Source organism: Streptomyces sp. NRRL S-378 (assembly GCF_000720645.1).
Classification (GTDB): domain Bacteria; phylum Actinomycetota; class Actinomycetes; order Streptomycetales; family Streptomycetaceae; genus Streptomyces.
In genome coordinates, this window is sequence record NZ_JOBX01000001.1 from 284731 (window position 1) to 303899 (window position 19169).

Genomic DNA, 19169 nt, shown 5'->3' on the forward strand with positions numbered 1-19169 from the left:
CCTGCGCCGTGCACCTCGCCCCGACCGAAGGCCAGTTGCGGCTCCGTGCCGAACTGCGCGCTTACTTCAAGGAACTCCTGCCCGACGGGGTCCCCGACGACCCCGCCCGCCAGCGCGCACTGCTCCGCCGCATCGGCGCCGACGGCCTGCTCGGCCTCGGCTGGCCCGTCGAGTACGGCGGGCAGGGCCGCGGCGCGGACGAGCAGTTCGTCTTCTTCGACGAGGCCTACCGGGCGGGCGCTCCCGTCTCCATGGTCACGCTGAACACCGTCGGCCCGACCCTGATGAAGTACGGGACCCGGGAACAGAAGGACTACTTCCTCCCCCGGATCCTCGCGGGTGAGATCGTCTTCGCCATCGGCTATTCCGAGCCCGAGGCCGGCACCGACCTCGCCTCCCTGCGCACCCGGGCGGTCCGCGACGGCGCCGACTGGCTGATCGACGGACAGAAGATCTTCACCTCCAACGCCCAGAACGCCGACTGGATCTGGCTCGCCTGCCGCACCGACCCCCGGGCCCCCAAGCACCAGGGCATCTCGATCATCCTCGTGCCCACCGAAGGCCCGGGCTTCTCGTGGACCCCGATCCACACCGTCGGCGGGCTCACGACCACGGCGACGTACTACGACTCCGTCCGCGTGCCGGCCGGGAACCTCGTCGGCCCCGAACACGGTGGCTGGGGGCTGATTACCAACCAGCTCAACCACGAGCGCGTGGCCCTCGCCGCGATCGGCATGCAGGCCGAGGACTTCTACGAACGAGCCCTCCGGCACGCCCGCACCTCCGACCCGGCCACCGGAGAGCGGCCCGCCGACCTGCCATGGGTACGGTCCCGGCTCGCCGAGGCCCACGCCCGGCTGGCCGCCGTACGCCTCCTCAACTGGCGTCTCGTCCAAGACGTGGGCAGCGGCACCCTGGCCCCCGGCGACGCCAGCGGCGTGAAGTTCCTCGGCACCGAGTCCACCGTCGAGGTGTACCGGATGTGCCAGGAAGTGGTGGGCGAGGAGGCCCTCGTACGCGGTCCCGCGGCCTTCGCGGGCGGCGAACTCGAGCGGATGAACCGGGCCGCCCAGATCAACACCTTCGGCGGCGGGGTGAGCGAGGTCCAGCGGGAGATCGTCGCCATGATGCGGCTCGGCATGAAGGGGAGGAAGCGATGACGGCGGACGCGACCGGTACGGCCGAGGAGGCGGCCCGGTTCCACGCACTGCTGGTGGCTTTCGAGGGCCGGCCGGCCGCCGTCGCCGGCCGCGGCAAGGACGCGGTCAACGAGCCGATGATCCGCCACTGGTGCGAGGCGATGGGCGACACCAACCCCGCCTACACCGGGCCGGACGCCATCGCTCCCCCCACCATGCTGCAGGCCTGGACCATGGGCGGGCTCTCCGGCCACTCCGACCGTTCCTCCGCCCACGACGAGCTCTTCGCGCTCCTCGACGGCGCCGGTTTCACCTCCGTGGTCGCCACCGACTGCGAACAGGAGTACCTCCGCCCCCTCCGGCCCGGCGACACGATCACCTTCGACGCCGTGATCGAGTCCGTGTCACCGCGCAAGACGACCAAGCTGGGCACCGGCCACTTCGTGACGACCCGCATGGACGTCCGGGCGGGCGGGGAGCCCGTCGGCACGCACCGCTTCCGGATCCTCAAGTACGCCCCCACAGGCCGGCCGGCGAAGCGGCCCGAGCCTCGCGGGAAGACCGGGGCGCAACGCCCCCGCCCCGTGGTCAACCGCGACAACCAGGGTTTCTGGGACGGGGTGCGGGACCACAGACTGCTGATCCAGCGCTGCACCTCCTGCGCCACCCTCCGCTTCCCCTGGCTCCCCGGCTGCAACACCTGCGCGAGCCCCGACTGGGACACGGTCCAGGCGTCCGGCGAGGGCACCGTGTTCAGCTACGTCGTCATGCACCACCCGCCGTTCCCGGCCTTCGATCCGCCCTATGCCGTCGCGCTGGTCGAGCTCGCCGAAGGGGTCCGCATGATCAGCAACATCACCGGTGTCCCGTACGACAAGGTGCGCATCGGCATGCCCGTCCGGCTGGAGTTCCAGCGCGTCGACGAGGACCTCGAACTCCCCGTCTTCCGCGGGAGCGAGGGCTGATGGACTTCCACCCCACCGAGGAACAGGCCGCTGCAACCGGCCTCGCCGCCCGGATCTTCTCCGACCTCGCCACCCACGAACGCCTCGCCGCCACCGGCACCGGCAGCGACGCCGAACTGTGGAAGGCCCTCACCGCCGCCGGACTGACCGCCGCCGTCGAGGAGATCGGCCTGCTCGGGCTGGTCCTGCTGCTGGAGGAGCAGGGCCGTACCACCGCCCAGGTCCCCTACGCAGCCACCTGCGTGTACGGGATCCTCCCCGTGGCCGCCCACGGCAGCCCGGAGCAGCGCGCCCGCCTGCTGCCTGCGCTCGGCAGCGGGGAGGCGGTGGCCACCGGCGCCTTCCCGGCCCGCGGCCGGATCACCGCCGAACACGGCCGGCTCACCGGTACCGTCCCCGCCGTCCCCTGGCTGCGCGATGCCACGCACGTGCTGGTCCCGGACGCCGACCGGGCGCTGTGGCTCGTACGGACCGACGCGCCCGGCTTACGGACGTCCCCCGTCGAGACCACCGCCCCCTGGTCCGCGGGCCGACTGTCCCTGGAGGGGGCCGACGCCGAACGCATCGGCTCCGCCGGCGCCTACGGGCACACCCTCGCCGCCGCACGCACCGCCTTCGCCGGGCTCCAGGCGGGCGTCTGCGCGGGCTCGCTCGCCCGCGCGGTGGAGTACACCTCCACCCGTGAGCAGTTCGGCCGGCCGCTCTCCACCAACCAGGGGGTCATGCTGCGCGCGGCCGACGCCTACATGGACACCGAGGCGATCAGGGTGACCACCTACGAGGCGGCCTGGCGCATCGACCAGGGGCTCCCGGCGCACGAGCACGCGCTCACGGCGGCCTGGTGGGCCTCGGAGGCGGGCAAGCGGGTCGTGCACGCGGGCCAGCACCTGCACGGCGGAACGGGCGCCGACCTGGACCACCCCGTCCACCGGCATTTCCTGTGGGGGCGCCAGCTGGACGCCTACCTGGGCTGCGGCAGCGAGCTGCTCGCCGAGCTGGGAGCTTCGATAGCCGAGGGAGAGCAGGCATGAACGTCGGCGACACGCTGCCGCCGCTGGAGATCGCGATCACCCGCACGCTGATCATCGGGGGCGCGATCGCGTCCCGCGATTACCAGGACGTGCACCACGACGCGGCGCTCGCACGCGAGAAGGGCTCCCCGGACATCTTCATGAACATCCTGACCACCAACGGTCTGGTCGGCCGCTACGTCACCGACCACCTCGGGCCCCGGGCCGTGCTGCGCAAGGTGGTCATCCGCCTCGGCGCCCCCAACCATCCGGGGGACACGATGACCCTCACCGGCACCGTCACCGCCGTGCTCGGCAACACCGTCGAGATCCGGGTCGTCGGAGCCAACGGCATCGGCCACCACGTGTCGGGAACGGTCGTCGCGGAGGTGGCGGCATGAGCGTCCGCACCCGGGACCAGCTCGGCGGCCGGGCCGCGATCGCCGGCATCGGCGCGACCGAGTTCTCCAAGGACTCCGGCCGCAGCGAGCTCAAGCTCGCCGTCGAAGCCGTGCACGCGGCCCTCGACGACGCCGGGCTCACCCCTGCCGACGTTGACGGCATGGTCACCTTCACGATGGACACCAGCCCCGAGATCACCGTCGCGCAGGCGGCAGGCATCGGGGAGTTGTCCTTCTTCTCCCGAATCCACTACGGCGGGGGCGCCGCCTGCGCCACCGTCCAGCAGGCCGCCCTCGCCGTCGCCACCGGAGTCGCGGAGGTCGTCGTCTGCTACCGCGCGTTCAACGAGCGCTCCGGACGCCGCTTCGGGTCCGGCGTCCAGCAGCGCGACCCCTCGGCGGAGGGCGCGGCGCTGGGCTGGTCGCTGCCCTGGGGGCTGTTGACACCCGCCTCCTGGGTGGCCATGGCCGCGCAGCGCTATCTGCACGCCCACCACCTCACCCCCGAAGCCTTCGGGCACGTGGCGGTCACCGACCGCCGGCACGCCGCGAACAACCCGGCCGCCTACTTCCACGGCAAGCCGATCACCCTCGCCGACCACGCGGCCTCGCGCTGGATCGTCGAACCGCTGCGGCTGCTGGACTGCTGCCAGGAGACCGACGGCGGCCAGGCCCTCGTCGTCACCACGACCGAGCGGGCCCGCGCCCTGCGGCACGCGCCCGCCGTGATCACCGCAGCGGCGCAGGGCGCCGGACGCCGCCAGGAGGGCATGACCTCCTTCTACCGCGACGACCTGACCGGCCTGCCGGAGATGGGTGTGGTCGCGCGCCAGCTGTGGCGCACCAGCGGGCTGCGGCCCTCCGACATCGACGTCGGCATCCTCTACGACCACTTCACGCCCTTCGTGCTGATGCAGTTGGAGGAGTTCGGCTTCTGCAAGCCGGGCGAGGCCGCCGACTTCGTGGCCGCGGACGCGCTCCCGCTCAACACCCACGGCGGCCAGCTCGGAGAGGCGTACCTGCACGGCATGAACGGCATCGCCGAAGCCGTCCGCCAGCTACGCGGGACCTCCGTCAACCAGGTGGCCGGGGCCTCGCACGCACTTGTCACGGCCGGCACCGGGGTGCCGACGTCCGGGCTGATCCTCGGCGCCGACGGCTGAGACCCTGGTCCTTGCCCGGGCCCCGCCCCCTCCACCTTCAGGGGGTGGGGATGGCCCTACTCCTACAACCTGAGATGGATCCCCCATCGGCACCTGCGGGCGATTCCAGGGCCGGCGGGCGCTCCTAGCGTGGAGACATGACCCCGCCTGTGTGCACGCTCGCCTCGAATCCGACGCCGTACCCGTCGTTCTCGGCGTACGTCCGGACCCGCGGCACGGTCCTGTTGCGCACCGCGCGCTCCCTCACCGCCAACCCGTGCGATGCCGAGGACCTGCTCCAGACAGCCCTCACCAAGACGTATGTGGCCTGGGACCGCATCGAGGACCACCGTGCCCTGGACGGCTACGTCCGGCGGACGCTGGTCAACACCCGGACCTCCCAGTGGCGCAAGCGCAAGGTCGACGAGTTCGTGTGCGACGAGCTCCCGGAGACCGAGGAGGCACCCGCCTCCGACCCCGCCGAGGCCCAGGCGCTGCGCGACGCGATGTGGCGTGCGGTGACCCGACTGCCGGACCGGCAGCGGGCCATGGTCGTTCTGCGCTACTACGAGGACATGAGCGAGGTGCAGACCGCCGAGCTGCTGGGGGTCTCGGTGGGCACGGTCAAGAGTGCCGTCTCCCGCGCGCTCGGCAAGCTCCGCGAGGACCCGGAGCTCAGCCCGGTCCGCTGAGGCCGGCGATGTTTCACGTGAAACGAGGGAATGTTTCACGTGAAACACGAAGCGGTTTCTACCCTCGGGTAGTGACAGACCGACTGGTACGTGCGCAGAATCTGCTGCATCCGTAGCCGCCGCAGCGCCGCAGCGCTCACCGGGAGGACGCTTTGCTCAGCACCATGCAGGACGTACCGCTCCTCGTCACCCGCATACTCCGTCACGGGATGACGATCCACGGAAAGTCCCAGGTCACGACCTGGACCGGGGAGGCAGAGCCGCACCGCCGCAGTTTCGCCGAGATCGGCCTCCGAGCCAACCGCCTCGCCGGTGCCCTGCGCGACGAGCTCGGGGTGCAGCAGGACGACCGGGTCGCCACCCTGATGTGGAACAACGCCGAACACGTCGAGGCGTACTTCGCGATCCCCTCCATGGGTGCGGTCCTGCACACCCTGAACCTGAGGCTTCCTCCGGAGCAGCTGGTCTTCATCGTCAACCACGCCGCCGACCGGGTGGTCCTGGTCAACGGCACGCTGCTGCCCCTGCTCGCGCCGCTGCTGCCGCACCTGCCGACCATTGAGCACGTCGTCGTGACCGGTATCGGTGACCGCTCGGTGCTCGACGGCCTGAACGTGCGCGTGCACGAGTACGAGGAGCTCCTCGAAGGCCGCTCCGACAGCTACGACTGGCCCGAGCTGGACGAGCGCCAGGCGGCCGCGATGTGCTACACCTCCGGCACCACCGGGGACCCGAAGGGCGTCGTCTACTCCCACCGCTCGCTGTACCTGCACTCCATGCAGGTCAACATGACCGAGTCGATGGGCCTGACCGACAAGGACACCACCCTCGTGGTGGTTCCGCAGTTCCACGTGAACGCCTGGGGCTTGCCGCACGCCACCTTCATGACCGGCATCAACATGCTGATGCCGGACCGCTTCCTGCAGCCCGCCCCGCTCGCCGAGATGATCGAGCGGGAGAGGCCCTCGCACGCCGCGGCCGTCCCCACCATCTGGCAGGGGTTGCTGGCCGAGGTCACCGCCAACCCGCGCGACCTGACCTCGATGAAGCAGGTCACCATCGGCGGCGCTGCCTGTCCGCCCTCCCTGATGGAGGCCTACGACAAGCTCGGCGTGCGCGTCTGCCACGCCTGGGGCATGACGGAGACCTCCCCGCTGGGCACGATGGCGCACCCGCCGGCCGGTCTGAGCGCCGAGGAGGAGTGGCCCTACCGGATCACGCAGGGCCGCTTCCCCGCCGGTGTGGAGGCCCGTCTCGTCGGCCCCGGCGGCGACCTGCTGCCCTGGGACGGGGCGTCGGCCGGCGAGCTCGAGGTGCGCGGCAACTGGATCGCGAACGCCTACTACGGCGGTGCCTCCGGCGAACCCTTCCGGCCCGAGGACAAGTTCAGCGCCGACGGGTGGCTCAAGACCGGTGACGTCGGCGTCATCAGCCCCGACGGCTACCTCACCCTCACCGACCGCGCCAAGGACGTCATCAAGTCCGGCGGTGAGTGGATCTCCAGCGTCGAGCTGGAGAACGCCCTCATGGCGCACCCCGAGGTCGCCGAGGCCGCGGTGGTCGCCGTTCCCGACGAGAAGTGGGGCGAGCGGCCGCTGGCGACCGTCGTCCTCAAGCCCGGTGCGACCGTGGACTACACGGGGCTGCGCGAGTTCCTCGCGCAGTCGATCGCCAAGTGGCAGCTGCCGGAGCGCTGGACGATCATCGACGCCGTGCCGAAGACCAGCGTTGGCAAGTTCGACAAGAAGGTGCTCCGGCAGCAGTACGCGGACGGCGCACTGGAAGTCACCAAGATCGCCTGATGGCGCCGGCCCCGACGGGGGCTAGCCCCGCGTGAGCCATGGCCGCAGCAGCCTGCTGACGGCGGGCATGGCCACGTAGGTCATCAGCGTGCTGAAGACGACGGCGAAGGCGGCCGTTCGCAGCACGAAGTGCAGATCCACCAGGTACGGCCCGAGCAGCGCGTTGCCGGCGAGCGAGATCGGGAAGATGGCCAGCCCCGAGCTGATCGCCATTTTCCACCGCGGCGGCGCGGGCCGGGTCGTACCCGGCTTGGCGAACCAGGTCTCCATGCCGTGCAGTTCCCGCCGGGCTATCTCCGTGTGGTGGTGGCCCAGGCAGTTGGAGAACCACTGGGCCCGCTCAGGGGAGTCCTGCCAGCGCTGGAAGGCGGCCTGGTTGCGGAAGCGGTGGACCAGGAACCACGGCCCGCCCTCCGTCGCAGGGCGGAAGAGCCCGTAGCCCAGGTGGTCCGGAAAACCGGCGGCCGTCTCCAGGATCCCGTGGGCCCAGGCCTCGAACGTCTCCTCGTGCCCCGGCTCCACCTGTCGCGCGATGAGCAGGTTCACCTCCCCGTTGTCGGCGGGGACGGTGTGCTCGGTCGTCTTGATGATGGCCATCCGGCCAGGATCGCTAGTTGGTGCCGATCTTGGCCAGCAGGTCCACGATGCGACCCTGGACGTCCGCCGTGGTGGCCCGCTCGGCGAGGAAGAGCACGCTCTCGCCGGAGGCCAGCCGCGGCAGTTCGGCCGGATCGATGCCGGTCGCCGTGTAGACCACCAGCGGGGTGCGGTTCAGCTGTCCGTTCGCCCGCAGCCAGTCCACGATCCCGGCCCGCCGACGGCGCACCTGCATCAGGTCCATGACCACCAGGTTGGGCCGCATCCGCGTCGCCAGCTCCACGGCGTCCGTGTCCGCGCCAGCCCGGGCGACCTGCATCCCGCGCCGCTCCAGGGCCGCGGTCAGCGCGGTCGCGATCTCGTCGCGCTCCTCGATCAGCAGGACCCGCGAGGGGTGCTGCTCGCTGTCACGCGGTGCCAGCGCCTTCAGCAGCACGGCGGGATCGGCACCGTACGCCGCCTCGCGCGTGGCGTGCCCCAGCCCGGCCGTGACCAGCACGGGCACCTCGGCGGCCACGGCGGCCTGCCGCAGCGACTGCAGCGCGGTCCGGGTGATCGGCCCGGTCAGCGGGTCGACGAACAGGGCAGCCGGGAAGGCGGCGATCTGCGCGTCCACCTCCTCACGGGAGTGCACGACCACCGGGCGGTAGCCGCGGTCGCTGAGCGCCTGCTGGGTCTGCACGTCGGGCGCCGGCCACACCAGGAGCCGGCGCGGGTTGTCCAGCGGCTCCGGCGGGAGTTCGTCGTCCACGGGCTGCGGCACGGGCCGGTTGACGACCTCGACCGCACCGCCCGGGCCGTCCAGCGGCTCGGGACCCTCGTCGGAACCCGCCTCGGGGGCCCCTATGGCGAAGGCCCGGCCCTGCGCACCTGGCTCGGCGAGCCTGCGACGGCGGCCGGAGCCGGAACCCGTGGCGGGCCCCGCCGCGGCGGGGTCGACGGCGATGCCCTGGCCGAGGGTGCCCAGAGCACGCACGCTGATCGGCTGCGCGGTCTGCCCCTGCGCCGGTGCGTCCTGCGCCTGTCGGGCCCCGGGGACCGCGACCTGGCCGGAGGCCCCGTCGTCCTCGGAACCGGTACGGGCCCCAGGAGCCGGCCACGCCGGGGCGCCGGCCAGTGCGCGCCGCCGCCCGGTCGGGTTCTCGGCGGGCGCGTCGGACGGTGCGGCCGGCGGCTCGGGCTCGGCTCCCGGGGCACCCAGCGCCCGGCGGCCACGCCGCCCGGACGGCGCCCCGGCGTCGGATCCGCCCTCGCCCTCGGAAACGGCCACGGACGTGCCGGCTCCCGCGGGGGTCGGGGGAGCGGAGGGAACCGGAGACGGACCGGCGGGCAGCGCGAAGCCGCCCTCCGGAGCGATGGGCCGTGCCGGAGCGGGCGTCGGGCCGAGCCCTGTCGCCGGCACCGGCCCGCCGGGCTGTGCCGGCCCGGCCGGACCCAGCGCCCGCCGCCGGCCGGCGGGGTGTTCGGTCACCGGAACCGGGGGCACCGCGGGTACGGGCGGGAGCGCGGGCATGGCGGTGCCCTGCGGCTGCACGGGCCGGCCGGGACCGGCCTGGCCCTCAGAGCCGCCCTGGCCCCCGGGACCGCCTTCACCGCCGTCGTCGCCGGCCCGGCCGCGCCTGCGCCCGGTTCCGAGGCCCGCGGGGTTCACCGGGGACTGCGCGAGCTCGGGACCCGAGGGCGGGGCGGCCTCGCCCGCCCGCCGACGGCCCGAGGGCAGCGCCAGCGCGCCCCCGCCCTGACCGGCCTGCGGACCCGAGGTCTCGTCCTCCAGGAAGGCGTCCACCCCGCGCCGGCCCCGCCGGCCGCCGGAGACCCGGCCGGGGGCGGCACCCGCGGCCGTCCCGGCGCCGTCCGGCCCGCTGCCCGCCGGGGGCTCCTCCGGCGGCTCCGGCAGGGTCACCGTCCCGGCACCCGCGCCGAGCGGCAGTTCCAGCACGTAGGCGCCGCCGGGCGCGCCCGGGACCTCCACCGTCTGCAGTACGCCGCCGTGCGCGGCCACGATGCCCCGGACGATCGGCTCGTGGACCGGGTTGCCGCCCTCGTAGGGGCCGCGCACCTCGATCCGTACGACGTCGCCGCGCTGCGCGGCGGCCACCACGATCGTCGAGTCGCTGTAGCCGCTGCCCTGACGGGTCTTGCCGGTGGCGTCCACCCCGGCGACGTCCGCGACCAGGTGCGCGAGCGCGGTCGAGATCCGCTCGGCGTCCACCTCGGCCTCGATGGTCGGCGCGTGGACGGCGAACTGCGCACGACCGGGCCCGATCAGCTCGACCGCGCCGTCGACGCCGGCCGCGACCACGCCGTTGATCAGGACCTTCTTCTTCGCGAGCTTGTCGCGGCCGGAGTCCAGGCGCTGGAAGCCGAGCACGTTGTCCACCAGGGTGGTCATCCGCGAGTACCCGGCGGCCAGGTGGTGCAGCAGCTGGTTGGCCTCCGGCCACAGCTGTCCGGCGTCGTCGGCCGCCAGGGTCGCCAGCTCGCCGCGCAGCTCGTCCAGCGGCCCGCGCAGGGAGTCACCGAGGACGGCGATCAGCTGCGCGTGCCGCGCTGCCAGGGCGTCGTAGGGCCGCCGGTCCGTGAAGGTCATGACGGCGCCCACCAGCTGCTCCCCGTCCCGCACGGGAGAGGTGGTCAGGTCGACGGCGACCGGCTGCCCGGCCTTGTTCCAGAGCACCTGGCCGCGCACGCGGTGCTTGCGTCCGCTGCGCAGGGTGTCGGCGAGCGGGGACTCCTCGAAGGGGAAGGGCGAGCCATCGGCGCGGGAGTGCTGGACCAGGCCGTGAAGTTCGCGGTTGCCGAGGTCGGTGGCGCGGTAGCCGAGGATCTGGGCGGCCGCTGGATTGACGAGCACCACGCGGCCGTCGGTGTCGGTGCCCACCACGCCCTCGGCAGCGGCGCGCAGGATCATCTCGGTCTGCCGCTGGGAGCGGGCCAGCTCGGCCTCGGTGTCGACGGTCTGCGAGAGGTCCCGGACCACCAGCATCAGCAGCTCGTCACCGGTGTAGGCGGGTTGCGGCTCCCGGTAGGCGTCGCGGCCGTCGAGGTGGGCGCTGGTGACCTCGACGGGGAACTCGGAACCGTCGGTGCGGCGGGCGACCATCCGCTTGGGTTTGGTGCGGCCGCCGTCGTCCTCGCCCGGCCGGCGCATGGAGCCGGGGATCAGCTTGGAATCGAACTCGGGCAGGAGGTCGAGCACGCCCCGCCCCACCAGTCCGGTGCCGGGGCTCTCCATGACCTCGAGCGCGATCGAATTGGCGTTGACGACCGTGCCGTTGGCGTTGACGAGCAACAGCGCGTCCGGAAGGGCGTCGAGTATTGCTGCGAGGCGAGCAGCGCCTCGGGATGGCCTGCTGCTCACGACGAGCTTCCTCCCTGACCAACGACTACCGGCAAGTCACGGGAGGAGTCTAAGGCCACGGGCCCGCGGCGAGGTGGCCGATGTGCGGCCGACGACGCCCCTTCCGGGCATCCTCCCAGGTCAGGAACGCCCACTCGGAAGCAGAGGTTCCAAGTCGTTCCAGCGCTTGATCTCGCATCCGTCCGTCCGGCGGAAGGTGGCGTTCACCTTGTGTCCGTTCCACGTTCCGGTGATGCGCGCGGTGGCGGGTCCGCCGTACTGCTTGGTGCAGATCTGGTCCGGGGGGACGGGTGCGAAGGGGTTGCGCCCCTCCCCGGCGAGCTGGTCCAGCCGCGCGCAGGCGCCCTCGGCCTCGGGGTGGTCGCCGCCGACGGGGCCGCATTGGAGCGTGTACTCCCGGTCCAGCTGACGGTTACCGGTGTCGGCCATGGTCATGGTCAGCCGGTCGGGCGTCGCCAGCAGCTGTCCCAGGGGCAGCGGGGGCAGCGGCCCGGCGGCCGCGGTGGCCAGGGCCGAGGTGACGGCGAAGGCAGCGAGACGCAGCATGGGGCACTCCAGGTCGTCCGTAGGTCATACGCCTGACCAACGACGCGGGCCCGCCGATGTTGCGTGCGGCGGGGCCTTTAAGGCTTTGCCCTCGGCCCGTCCCGCCTAGTACCGTGGGACCGGATTGGTGAGGGGCCCTGCGCCTGTGTCATCATCTGCACGCACCTTCGTACGCGAGGGTGTGCTGGAGGCGTCGCCTAGTCCGGTCTATGGCGCCGCACTGCTAATGCGGTTTGGGTCTTACCACCCATCGAGGGTTCAAATCCCTCCGCCTCCGCAGTTCATCGAAGCCCCGGTCCGTCAGGACCGGGGCTTCGATGCGTTCCGGTCTGTTCGCCCGGCGGGGCGTTCCGGCTGGTTCCGAGCGTTGCCCGACCGCTGTCCGTCCCTTGTGCGAGCTCGTACGGATGATCTTCATCCGGAGCGTTTTCGCAGGTCAGCTGGGGTTTGGGTAATGGATTTCGCGTCCCGGCGAGGTCCATGTATTGTTGTTCTCGCAAGGCCAACGGGGCGAAAAACCCCGGGAAGCCCAAGCACTCGTAGCTTAACGGATAGAGCATCTGACTACGGATCAGAAGGTTGCAGGTTCGAATCCTGCCGAGTGCACAGCAGGACAGAGGCCCCGGACAAAAGTCCGGGGCCTCTGTCGTGTGCGTATCCCGTCTTCCGTATGCCGGTCTTGCTTCCGTATGCCGGTCTTGCGTGTGTCCCCGACGTGCCCGGCGGGATGCGGGAACTCCTCCTTGATGGGGAGGGGGTCCCCCGGAAGATGTCAGGGGCGGGATGGCTCTGGCGGGGGACGTCGACCACCCGGTGGCGTCGGTACGGTTCTTGAAGATCGTCCGAAGCTGGAAAACGGGGGCAACCATGGGACTGTTCGGGAACGCGCACACCGTCGACCCCGTGTCGGCGCAGCGGGACTACGCGCGGCTGCTGGGGCAGGGGGAGCAGGTGCACGCCGCCTTCCTGCTGATCCGGGACACGATCCTGTTCACCGACCGGCGCCTGGTGCTCGTCGACAAGCAGGGGCTCACGGGCAAGAAGGTGGAGTACCACTCCGTCCCGTACCGCAGCATCACGCACTTCTCCGTGGAGACCGCCGGCCACTTCGATCTCGACGCCGAGCTGAAGATCTGGATATCCGGCAGCCCGACGCCGATCGAGAAGACCTTCACCAAGGGCGTCGACATCTACGAGGTGCAGGCGATCCTGACGCAGTTCGTCGCCCGGTAGCCGGCTGTCCGGCCGGGCTCAGAGGACCCGGGGGAGGCCGGTCACCGACATCACCAGCGAGTAGAGGGAGGTGGTGGCGGTGATGAAGAGACGGTTGTTCTTGGGGCCGCCGAAGGCGATGTTCGAGACGGGCTCGGGGACACGCAGGCGGCCGATCAGGGTGCCGTCGGCGGCGTAGCAGTGGACGCCGTTCTCCATCGCGGCCGCCCACAGCCGGCCCTCGTCGTCGAAGCGGATGTTGTCGACGCGGGGGCAGGTGGTGAAGACGCGGTCGCCGGTGAGGGTGCCGTCGTCGGTGACCTTGAAGGCGCGGATGTGACCCGCCCTGGTGTCCGCCGCGAACAGCTCGCTCTCGTCGGGGGAGAAGACGAGGCCGTTGGGGCCGAGGAAGCCGTCGGCGGCCAGACGCACTTCGCCGGTCGAGGGATCGGCTCGGTAGAGGTTGCAGGCGCCGATCTCGCCGGGCGCGCGGTGGCCCTCGTAGTCGCTGGTGATGCCGAAGTCCGGGTCGGAGAACCAGATGGAGCCGTCCGAGCGGACCACCGCGTCGTTCGGGCTGTTGAGCCGCTTGCCGTCGAAGCGGTCGGCGATCACGGTGATGCTGCCGTCGGGTTCGGTGCGGGTCACGCGCCGGTTGCCCTGTTCGCAGGAGATCAGGCGGCCTTCGCGGTCGAGGTGTTGCCGTTGGAGTGGCCGGCCGGCGACCGGAAGACGGAGACCGCGCCGGTCGCCTCGTCCCAGCGCAGCATCCGGTCGTTGGGGATGTCGCTCCACACCAGTTGCCGCCAGGCCGGCAGGTACAGCGGGCCTTCGGCCCAGCGGCAGTCGTCGTAGAGCCGTTCCAGCCGGGCGTCGCCGTTGGCGCAGCGGCCCGTCTTGAAGCGCTCGTCCAGAATCTCGTACAAAGTGAGGTCGGCTACGCCGGACATGATTCCCCCTGGAGAAGAATTGCAGAAATTTGTTCGGTCTGAGGGTGAGATTGCAGGATCATGTACCGTCTTCGCAAGGGTTGTCAGGCCCATGAGAGGAAGATTGCGTGGACGACATCGACCGGGCGCTCGTCCTGCGCCTGCAGCAGGACGCCGGGCAGTCCTACGCGGCTCTCGGTACGGCTGTCGGCCTTTCGGCCGGGGCCACCCACGAGCGCGTACGCAAGCTGCGCGAGCGCGGGGTGATCCGGCGGACCACCGTCGACGTCGACCCGGCCGCGGTCGGCAGCGGGGTCCTCGCCTACGTGATGGTCGACTCCAACGCATGGATGGGCGAGTCCGGAGACGACTTCGCCGCGATCCCGGAGATCCAGGAGGCGCACATCATCGCGGGCAGCGCGTCCGTACTGGTGAAGGTCCGCACGGCCTCGACCGAGCAGCTGCAGGACGTCCTGCGCCGCCTCTACGCCATCGACGGGGTCAGCGGTACTCACGCGACCGTCGTCCTGGAGACCTTCTTCGAGCGGCCGCTCCCGCTGTGACCTGGCGCTGCACCGGGATCCGGTGGAAGGACTCCGTCCCCGCCATCGGGTGGTACGGCCAGGAGCGCGGCGAACGGGCGAGTGCCCTCGTGTACGGGCAGCGGCTGGCCTTCGTCGCACGCGGGGAGCGGTGCTGCCTGGGCGTGCGGAGGGCGGGGAAGCGGACGCCCTGTCCGACCTCCGCCACCGTGCCCGGCCGCGGCGGGAGCGCGCAGTGCCCGGAGTGCGCGCGCCTCGACCGGTCGTTCTCCGTGGCAGCCGACACCAACGCCGCCGATCCGCGGCCCTACCGGGTCTATCTGGCCTGGTTCGGGCCCGGCTTGGTCAAGGTGGGCATCACCGCCGAAGAGCGCGGCTCCGCCCGGCTGCTGGAGCAGGGGGCGATGTCGTGGACGTGGCTGGGGCGTGGGCCGCTGATGGCCGCCCGGCGCACCGAGGAGCTGTTGCGGGCGGCGCTCGGGGTGCCCGACCGGATCGCGTACGCCCGCAAGCGTGCCGTGCGGGCGCACCTGCCCGGCGCGCCGGAGCGGGCGCGGGAGGTCGCCGAGCTGCACGGCCGGGCGGCGGAGCTGGCCGGGTGGCCGGAGTCCCTGGAGCGGCTGGGGTGCGAAGTCACCGACCACGCGACGGTGTTCGGGACGGACGGCTGGGAAGGGCTCCCGGACCCGGACCGGGTGATCGCGGAGATGGCGGCGGACCGGGCCGTCGTAGGGCGGCTGGTCGGCGCCGCCGGGCCCGACCTGCACTTCGAGGACGGGCTCGTGGTCGACACCCGGCTGCTGGCCGGATGGGAGCTCGCCGTGCCGGGTGAGGGGGCGGTGACCTCGGTGCCGTTGGCGCGGATCCCGTCCGCGGCCGCTCCTCCGGCGGGGCAGGACGGGCTGTTCTGACGTTGCGGACGCGGAGGGCTGCGAGGGATCATGGCGGTCCGTGAGGGCCGCCGACACCTACGGGCTCCATGGACGCCATGGTCAAGAATTGGATCCCTTTGGTCTCCCGGGGCTGATTCGGGTGGACATGCCGGGGGCGCTCCGCCGAGGGTGGTGGGCATGACCACTCAGCCGGTGGCGGCCTTCGAACCGCCCTATGTCATGGCCGTCTTCAGCAGCGTCCGCACCGCGGACGACACCGGACTCGACGAACTCAACGACCGGATGGAGGAGATCGTCGAGACGATCCCCGGCTACCTCGGCTACGAGTCCGCGCGCACCCCTGATGGTCTGGGCATCACCGTCGCCTACTTCCGGGACCACGAGGCCCTCACGGTGTGGCGCGAGAACCTGGAACACCAGGCGGCCATGAAGAAGGGCCGCGCCGACTGGTACGAGAGCTACACCCTGCACGTCGCCACCGTCGAGCGGAGCCACGGCTTTGTCCGCAACGGCTGATGCGGTCCGCGCCTTCAGGGAGCGACTCGGACTGCCCGGACTGGTCGACGTCCACACGCACTTCATGCCCGGGCGGGTCCTGGAGAAGGTCTGGGACTACTTCGACGCGGTCGGCCCGCTGACCGGCGTCGAGTGGCCCATCACCTACCGCCACGAGGAGGAGCAGCGCGTCGCGCTCCTGCGGGAGTTCGGGGTCCGGGCCTTCACCTCCATGCTCTACCCGCACAAACCGGAGATGGCCGCCTGGCTCAACGCCTGGTCCGCCGATTTCGCGGCCCGCACCCCCGACTGCCTGCACACCGCGACCTTCTTCCCGGAGGAGGGCGTCGACGACTACGTCCGCCAGGCCGTCGTCTCGGGCGCCCGGATCTTCAAGGCACACCTCCAGGTCGGCGGCTACGACCCGAACGACGACCGCCTCGACCCCGTCTGGGGGCTGCTGTCCGAGGCCGGTATCCCCACGGTGATCCACTGCGGGTCCGGTCCCGTCCCGGGCAAGCACACGGGTCCCGCCCCGATCGCCCGCCTGCTGGCCCGCCATCCGCGGCTGCCGCTGATCGTCGCCCACATGGGCATGCCCGAGTACGCGGACTTCCTCGACCTCGCCGACCGCCACGGGACGGTGCGCCTCGACACGACCATGGCCTTCACCGACTTCTCCGAGCGGTTCAGCGGCTTCCCGCCCGCAGGTCTCGGACGGCTCGCTGACCTCGGCGACCGGATCCTGTTCGGCACCGACTTCCCGAACATCCCCTACCCGTACGAGCACCAGCTCGCCGCCCTCGAGCGGCTGGGCCTGGGCGACGACTGGCTGCGGGCGGTCTGCCACGACAACGGCGCCCGGCTGTTCCGCCTCGACGGCTGACCCGCCTCCGCCCGCCTCCGCCTGCCGTCCCCGTCCCTGTTCCCTGTCTCGCGTCTCTTTGGCTCGACAGGACGGGGGCCGTTGCCCTTTCTCAGGAAATTCACAGGTTGGGGCAAGAACGCTCTCAGAGGCACGGGGGAACGTGTGCGTATGACTGCGACGACCGCCTCCCATGCGTCCACGTCCACCGGCAACCACACGGCCCTGGTACGGCCCGACGGCGGGCCCTGCCGGGTGCTCGTCGTCGACGACGAGGCCTCGCTCTCCGAGCTGCTGTCCATGGCCCTGCGCTACGAAGGCTGCGAGGTCCGCAGCGCCGGCGACGGGGCCGGGGCGCTGCGGGCCGCCCGCGGCTTCCGCCCGGACGTGGTGGTCCTCGACGTCATGCTCCCCGACATGGACGGCCTCACCGTCCTCGGGCAGCTGCGCCGGGAGATCCCCCAGGTCCCCGTCCTGTTCCTGACCGCCAAGGACTCCGTGGAGGACCGGATCGCCGGCCTCACCGCGGGCGGCGACGACTACGTCACCAAGCCCTTCAGCCTGGAGGAGGTCGTGGCCCGGCTGCGCGGCCTGGTGCGGCGTTCGGGCGCGGCACAGGCCGCCCGCGGCGGCTCGGTCCTGACCGTCGGTGATCTGCGCCTCGACGAGGACAGCCACGAGGTGGTGCGCGCCGGCCAGGACGTCCACCTGACCGCCACCGAGTTCGAGCTGTTGCGCTATCTCATGCGCAACCCGCGGCGTGTGCTGAGCAAGGCGCAGATCCTGGACCGGGTCTGGTCCTACGACTTCGGCGGCCAGGCCAATGTGGTCGAGCTCTACATCTCCTACCTGCGCCGCAAGCTGGAGAGCGGCCTCGGGCTGCCGTCGATGATCCACACCCGGCGCGGCGCCGGCTATCTGATCAAGCCGGCCGAGTAGTGGCACGGCGCGGCCGCCGGCGACCGGGCGGCCGACGGCCCTGGTCGCTGCGGACCCGGCTCGTCGTCTCGGCGGTGGCCCTGATCGCCGTGGTGGGAGCGGCCATCGGCACCGTCACCACCCTGGCGCTGCGCTCGTACCTGGTCACCCAGCTCGACGAGCAGCTGGCCACCTCCGTGAGGATGGCGGCCCGGGCGCCGGGCGGCAAGGCGGCCCGTGAGAGCAGTGCGGGCTTCGTCGTGGCCCCCGGCAGCCCGGTGGACGCCGCCGGGATCCGGCTGGACCACACGGGAGCGGTCCTCGGGAGCGCCCGCAACACCCGCCACGAGGGCTGGTCGCCCGACCAGGTTCCGCCGTCCCTCACCGAAGCCCAGAGCGCGACCCTCGCCCGGGCCGCCCAGAGGGCCGCGCAGGGCCCGCCCGAGCGGGCGGTGGGAGCGGAGCTTCCGGGCCTCGGTGCCTACCGGGTGCACGTCTCACCCGACCGGACGCTCGTGCTCGCCTTCCCGCTCCGGGAGGTCGACTCCACGGTCCGCACCCTCGTCGGGGTCGAGCTCTGCGTCACCCTGGCCGGACTGATCGCCGCTTCGCTCGCCGGGCAGGCCCTGGTCGGTGTTGCCCTGCGCCCGCTGCGCAGGGTCGCCGCCACCGCCACCCGCGTCTCCGAACTCCCCCTGCACCAGGGCGAGCCCGCCCTCCACGAACGGGTCCCTGACGCCGAAGCCGACCCCCGCACCGAGGTGGGCCAGGTCGGCGCCGCCCTCAACCGGATGCTGGGTCACGTCTCCTCCGCCCTCACCGCGCGCCAGCACAGCGAGATGCGGGTGCGGCAGTTCGTCGCCGACGCCAGCCATGAGCTGCGCACGCCGCTGGCCTCCATCCGCGGCTACGCCGAACTCACCCGTCGGGGCCGCGAGGAGCCCGGCCCCGACACCCGGCACGCCCTGGGCCGGATCGAGTCGGAAGCCACCCGGATGACCGGACTGGTCGAGGACCTGCTCCTGCTGGCCCGGCTCGACGCCGGCCACCCGCTGTCCATCGGCGACGGCGACGGCGACACCGGCACGGGCACCGGTACCGACCTCGCTCCCCTCGTCATCGACGCCGTCAGCGACGCCCGGGCTGCCGGGCCCGAGCACCACTGGCGCCTGAACCTGCCCCAGGAGCCCGCGCCCGTACGCGCCGACGCGGCCCGCATTCAGCAGGTTCTGGTCAATCTGCTCGCCAATGCCCGGACGCACACGCCGCCCGGCACCACCGTCACCGCCCATGTTTCACGTGAAACATGGGCGGTCCGGCTGCGCATCGAGGACGACGGCCCGGGCATCGCGCCCGAGCTGCTCCCCCGGGTTTTCGAGCGCTTCGCCCGTGGTGACGCCTCCCGCTCCCGGGCCGCCGGTTCGACCGGCCTCGGGCTGGCCATCGTCCAGGCCGTGGTCACGGCCCACGGCGGGAGCGTCGCCGTGCGGAGCCGGCCGGGCCGGACCTGCTTCGAGGTCGTGCTGCCGCTCGCGGCGGAAGGGGACGTGGAAGCGGACGTGGAAGCAGGTGCGGCAGGCATGAGGGCAGCAGCCATGGGGGCGGATCCGGACTCACAGACGGGCCACAGGCTCAGCACACTGAGGTGACAGGCGGTTCC

The 19169-nt window shown here is 72.0% G+C and carries 17 protein-coding genes, 2 tRNA genes and 1 pseudogene; 16 read left to right on the forward strand and 4 right to left on the reverse strand.

Annotation, left to right across the window (positions count from 1 at the left end):
* The first annotated feature begins 8 nt into the window (after positions 1-8).
* The 7 genes from IH80_RS0101360 to IH80_RS0101390 all read left to right on the forward strand — a co-directional run bounded on the left by IH80_RS0101360 (position 9) and on the right by IH80_RS0101390 (position 7151).
* Complete coding sequence (locus IH80_RS0101360) at positions 9-1160, forward strand: acyl-CoA dehydrogenase family protein (RefSeq protein WP_030956954.1); 1152 nt, start codon at positions 9-11, stop codon at positions 1158-1160.
* The gene (locus IH80_RS0101365; RefSeq protein ID WP_030956956.1) at positions 1157-2104 is read left to right on the forward strand and encodes a bifunctional MaoC family dehydratase N-terminal/OB-fold nucleic acid binding domain-containing protein; all 948 of its coding nucleotides are present in this window, start codon (positions 1157-1159) and stop codon (positions 2102-2104) included. The genes IH80_RS0101360 and IH80_RS0101365 overlap by 4 nt, the downstream gene beginning before the upstream one ends.
* Positions 2104-3135, forward strand: a complete 1032-nt coding sequence (locus IH80_RS0101370) for an acyl-CoA dehydrogenase family protein (protein ID WP_030956958.1) — start codon at positions 2104-2106, stop codon at positions 3133-3135. The genes IH80_RS0101365 and IH80_RS0101370 overlap by 1 nt, the downstream gene beginning before the upstream one ends.
* Entirely contained in the window at positions 3132-3515 is a 384-nt protein-coding gene (locus IH80_RS0101375; RefSeq protein WP_030956964.1) for a MaoC/PaaZ C-terminal domain-containing protein, read from the forward strand. The genes IH80_RS0101370 and IH80_RS0101375 overlap by 4 nt, the downstream gene beginning before the upstream one ends.
* Positions 3512-4678, forward strand: a complete 1167-nt coding sequence (locus IH80_RS0101380) for a lipid-transfer protein (protein ID WP_030956967.1) — start codon at positions 3512-3514, stop codon at positions 4676-4678. Before IH80_RS0101375 ends, IH80_RS0101380 begins: the two co-directional genes overlap by 4 nt.
* A 137-nt stretch (positions 4679-4815) precedes the next feature.
* The gene (locus tag IH80_RS0101385) at positions 4816-5349 is read left to right on the forward strand and encodes a SigE family RNA polymerase sigma factor (RefSeq protein ID WP_030956968.1); all 534 of its coding nucleotides are present in this window, start codon (positions 4816-4818) and stop codon (positions 5347-5349) included.
* A gap of 152 nt (positions 5350-5501) precedes the next feature.
* The gene (locus IH80_RS0101390; RefSeq protein ID WP_030956969.1) at positions 5502-7151 is read left to right on the forward strand and encodes a long-chain fatty acid--CoA ligase; all 1650 of its coding nucleotides are present in this window, start codon (positions 5502-5504) and stop codon (positions 7149-7151) included.
* Positions 7152-7172: 21 nt separating this feature from the next.
* Here IH80_RS0101390 and IH80_RS0101395 read toward each other — a convergent pair whose 3' ends face one another.
* From IH80_RS0101395 to IH80_RS0101405, 3 genes are all read right to left on the reverse strand, one after another.
* Positions 7173-7748 carry an antibiotic biosynthesis monooxygenase gene (locus IH80_RS0101395; RefSeq protein ID WP_030956970.1) on the reverse strand — a complete coding sequence of 192 codons (576 nt, stop codon included), beginning with the start codon at positions 7746-7748 and terminating at the stop codon, positions 7173-7175.
* A gap of 13 nt (positions 7749-7761) precedes the next feature.
* Entirely contained in the window at positions 7762-11109 is a 3348-nt protein-coding gene (locus tag IH80_RS0101400) for a PAS domain-containing protein (protein ID WP_030956973.1), read from the reverse strand.
* Between the two features lie 120 nt (positions 11110-11229).
* Positions 11230-11655: an SSI family serine proteinase inhibitor gene (locus IH80_RS0101405; protein WP_030956975.1), complete on the reverse strand. Its 426-nt coding sequence runs from the start codon at positions 11653-11655 to the stop codon at positions 11230-11232.
* A 186-nt stretch (positions 11656-11841) separates the two neighbouring features.
* Between IH80_RS0101405 and IH80_RS0101410 the strand changes: the two genes are divergently transcribed.
* The 3 genes from IH80_RS0101410 (at position 11842) to IH80_RS0101420 (ending at position 12888) form a co-directional block, all read left to right on the forward strand.
* A tRNA-Ser gene (locus tag IH80_RS0101410) sits at positions 11842-11932 on the forward strand.
* A 256-nt stretch (positions 11933-12188) separates the two neighbouring features.
* Positions 12189-12261: transfer RNA gene (locus tag IH80_RS0101415), tRNA-Arg, on the forward strand.
* Between the two features lie 261 nt (positions 12262-12522).
* Positions 12523-12888, forward strand: coding sequence for a PH domain-containing protein (locus IH80_RS0101420; RefSeq protein WP_030956977.1), 366 nt, complete (start codon positions 12523-12525; stop codon positions 12886-12888).
* A gap of 18 nt (positions 12889-12906) precedes the next feature.
* On the opposite strand, the pseudogene IH80_RS38725 reads toward IH80_RS0101420, so the two are convergent.
* Positions 12907-13817, reverse strand: a pseudogene (locus IH80_RS38725) (SMP-30/gluconolactonase/LRE family protein).
* A gap of 107 nt (positions 13818-13924) precedes the next feature.
* On the opposite strand from IH80_RS38725, the gene IH80_RS0101430 reads away from it, so the two are divergent.
* The 6 genes from IH80_RS0101430 (at position 13925) to IH80_RS0101455 (ending at position 19158) form a co-directional block, all read left to right on the forward strand.
* Complete coding sequence (locus tag IH80_RS0101430) at positions 13925-14359, forward strand: Lrp/AsnC family transcriptional regulator (RefSeq protein ID WP_030956979.1); 435 nt, start codon at positions 13925-13927, stop codon at positions 14357-14359.
* A complete protein-coding gene (locus tag IH80_RS0101435) occupies positions 14356-15249 on the forward strand; it encodes a DUF2797 domain-containing protein (RefSeq protein ID WP_030956980.1) in 894 nt (297 codons plus the stop codon). The genes IH80_RS0101430 and IH80_RS0101435 overlap by 4 nt, the downstream gene beginning before the upstream one ends.
* A gap of 159 nt (positions 15250-15408) precedes the next feature.
* The gene (locus tag IH80_RS0101440) at positions 15409-15747 is read left to right on the forward strand and encodes an antibiotic biosynthesis monooxygenase family protein (protein ID WP_030956981.1); all 339 of its coding nucleotides are present in this window, start codon (positions 15409-15411) and stop codon (positions 15745-15747) included.
* Positions 15731-16612, forward strand: a complete 882-nt coding sequence (locus tag IH80_RS0101445) for an amidohydrolase family protein (protein WP_030956983.1) — start codon at positions 15731-15733, stop codon at positions 16610-16612. The genes IH80_RS0101440 and IH80_RS0101445 overlap by 17 nt, the downstream gene beginning before the upstream one ends.
* A gap of 150 nt (positions 16613-16762) precedes the next feature.
* The gene (locus tag IH80_RS0101450; protein WP_030956985.1) at positions 16763-17530 is read left to right on the forward strand and encodes a response regulator transcription factor; all 768 of its coding nucleotides are present in this window, start codon (positions 16763-16765) and stop codon (positions 17528-17530) included.
* Positions 17530-19158, forward strand: coding sequence for a sensor histidine kinase (locus tag IH80_RS0101455; protein WP_030956986.1), 1629 nt, complete (start codon positions 17530-17532; stop codon positions 19156-19158). The genes IH80_RS0101450 and IH80_RS0101455 overlap by 1 nt, the downstream gene beginning before the upstream one ends.
* Positions 19159-19169: the final 11 nt, after the last annotated feature.

Excerpts from the sequence above, each read along its gene's own strand:
- IH80_RS0101365 (WP_030956956.1), top strand. The coding sequence starts at position 1,157 with ATGACGGCGGACGCGACCGGTACGGCCGAGGAGGCGGCCCGGTTCCAC.
- IH80_RS0101370 (WP_030956958.1), top strand. The coding sequence starts at position 2,104 with ATGGACTTCCACCCCACCGAGGAACAGGCCGCTGCAACCGGCCTCGCC.
- IH80_RS0101375 (WP_030956964.1), top strand. The coding sequence starts at position 3,132 with ATGAACGTCGGCGACACGCTGCCGCCGCTGGAGATCGCGATCACCCGC.
- IH80_RS0101380 (WP_030956967.1), top strand. The coding sequence starts at position 3,512 with ATGAGCGTCCGCACCCGGGACCAGCTCGGCGGCCGGGCCGCGATCGCC.
- IH80_RS0101385 (WP_030956968.1), top strand. The coding sequence starts at position 4,816 with ATGACCCCGCCTGTGTGCACGCTCGCCTCGAATCCGACGCCGTACCCG.
- IH80_RS0101395 (WP_030956970.1), bottom strand. The coding sequence starts at position 7,748 with ATGGCCATCATCAAGACGACCGAGCACACCGTCCCCGCCGACAACGGG.
- IH80_RS0101405 (WP_030956975.1), bottom strand. The coding sequence starts at position 11,655 with ATGCTGCGTCTCGCTGCCTTCGCCGTCACCTCGGCCCTGGCCACCGCG.
- IH80_RS0101420 (WP_030956977.1), top strand. The coding sequence starts at position 12,523 with ATGGGACTGTTCGGGAACGCGCACACCGTCGACCCCGTGTCGGCGCAG.
- IH80_RS0101440 (WP_030956981.1), top strand. The coding sequence starts at position 15,409 with ATGACCACTCAGCCGGTGGCGGCCTTCGAACCGCCCTATGTCATGGCC.
- IH80_RS0101450 (WP_030956985.1), top strand. The coding sequence starts at position 16,763 with ATGACTGCGACGACCGCCTCCCATGCGTCCACGTCCACCGGCAACCAC.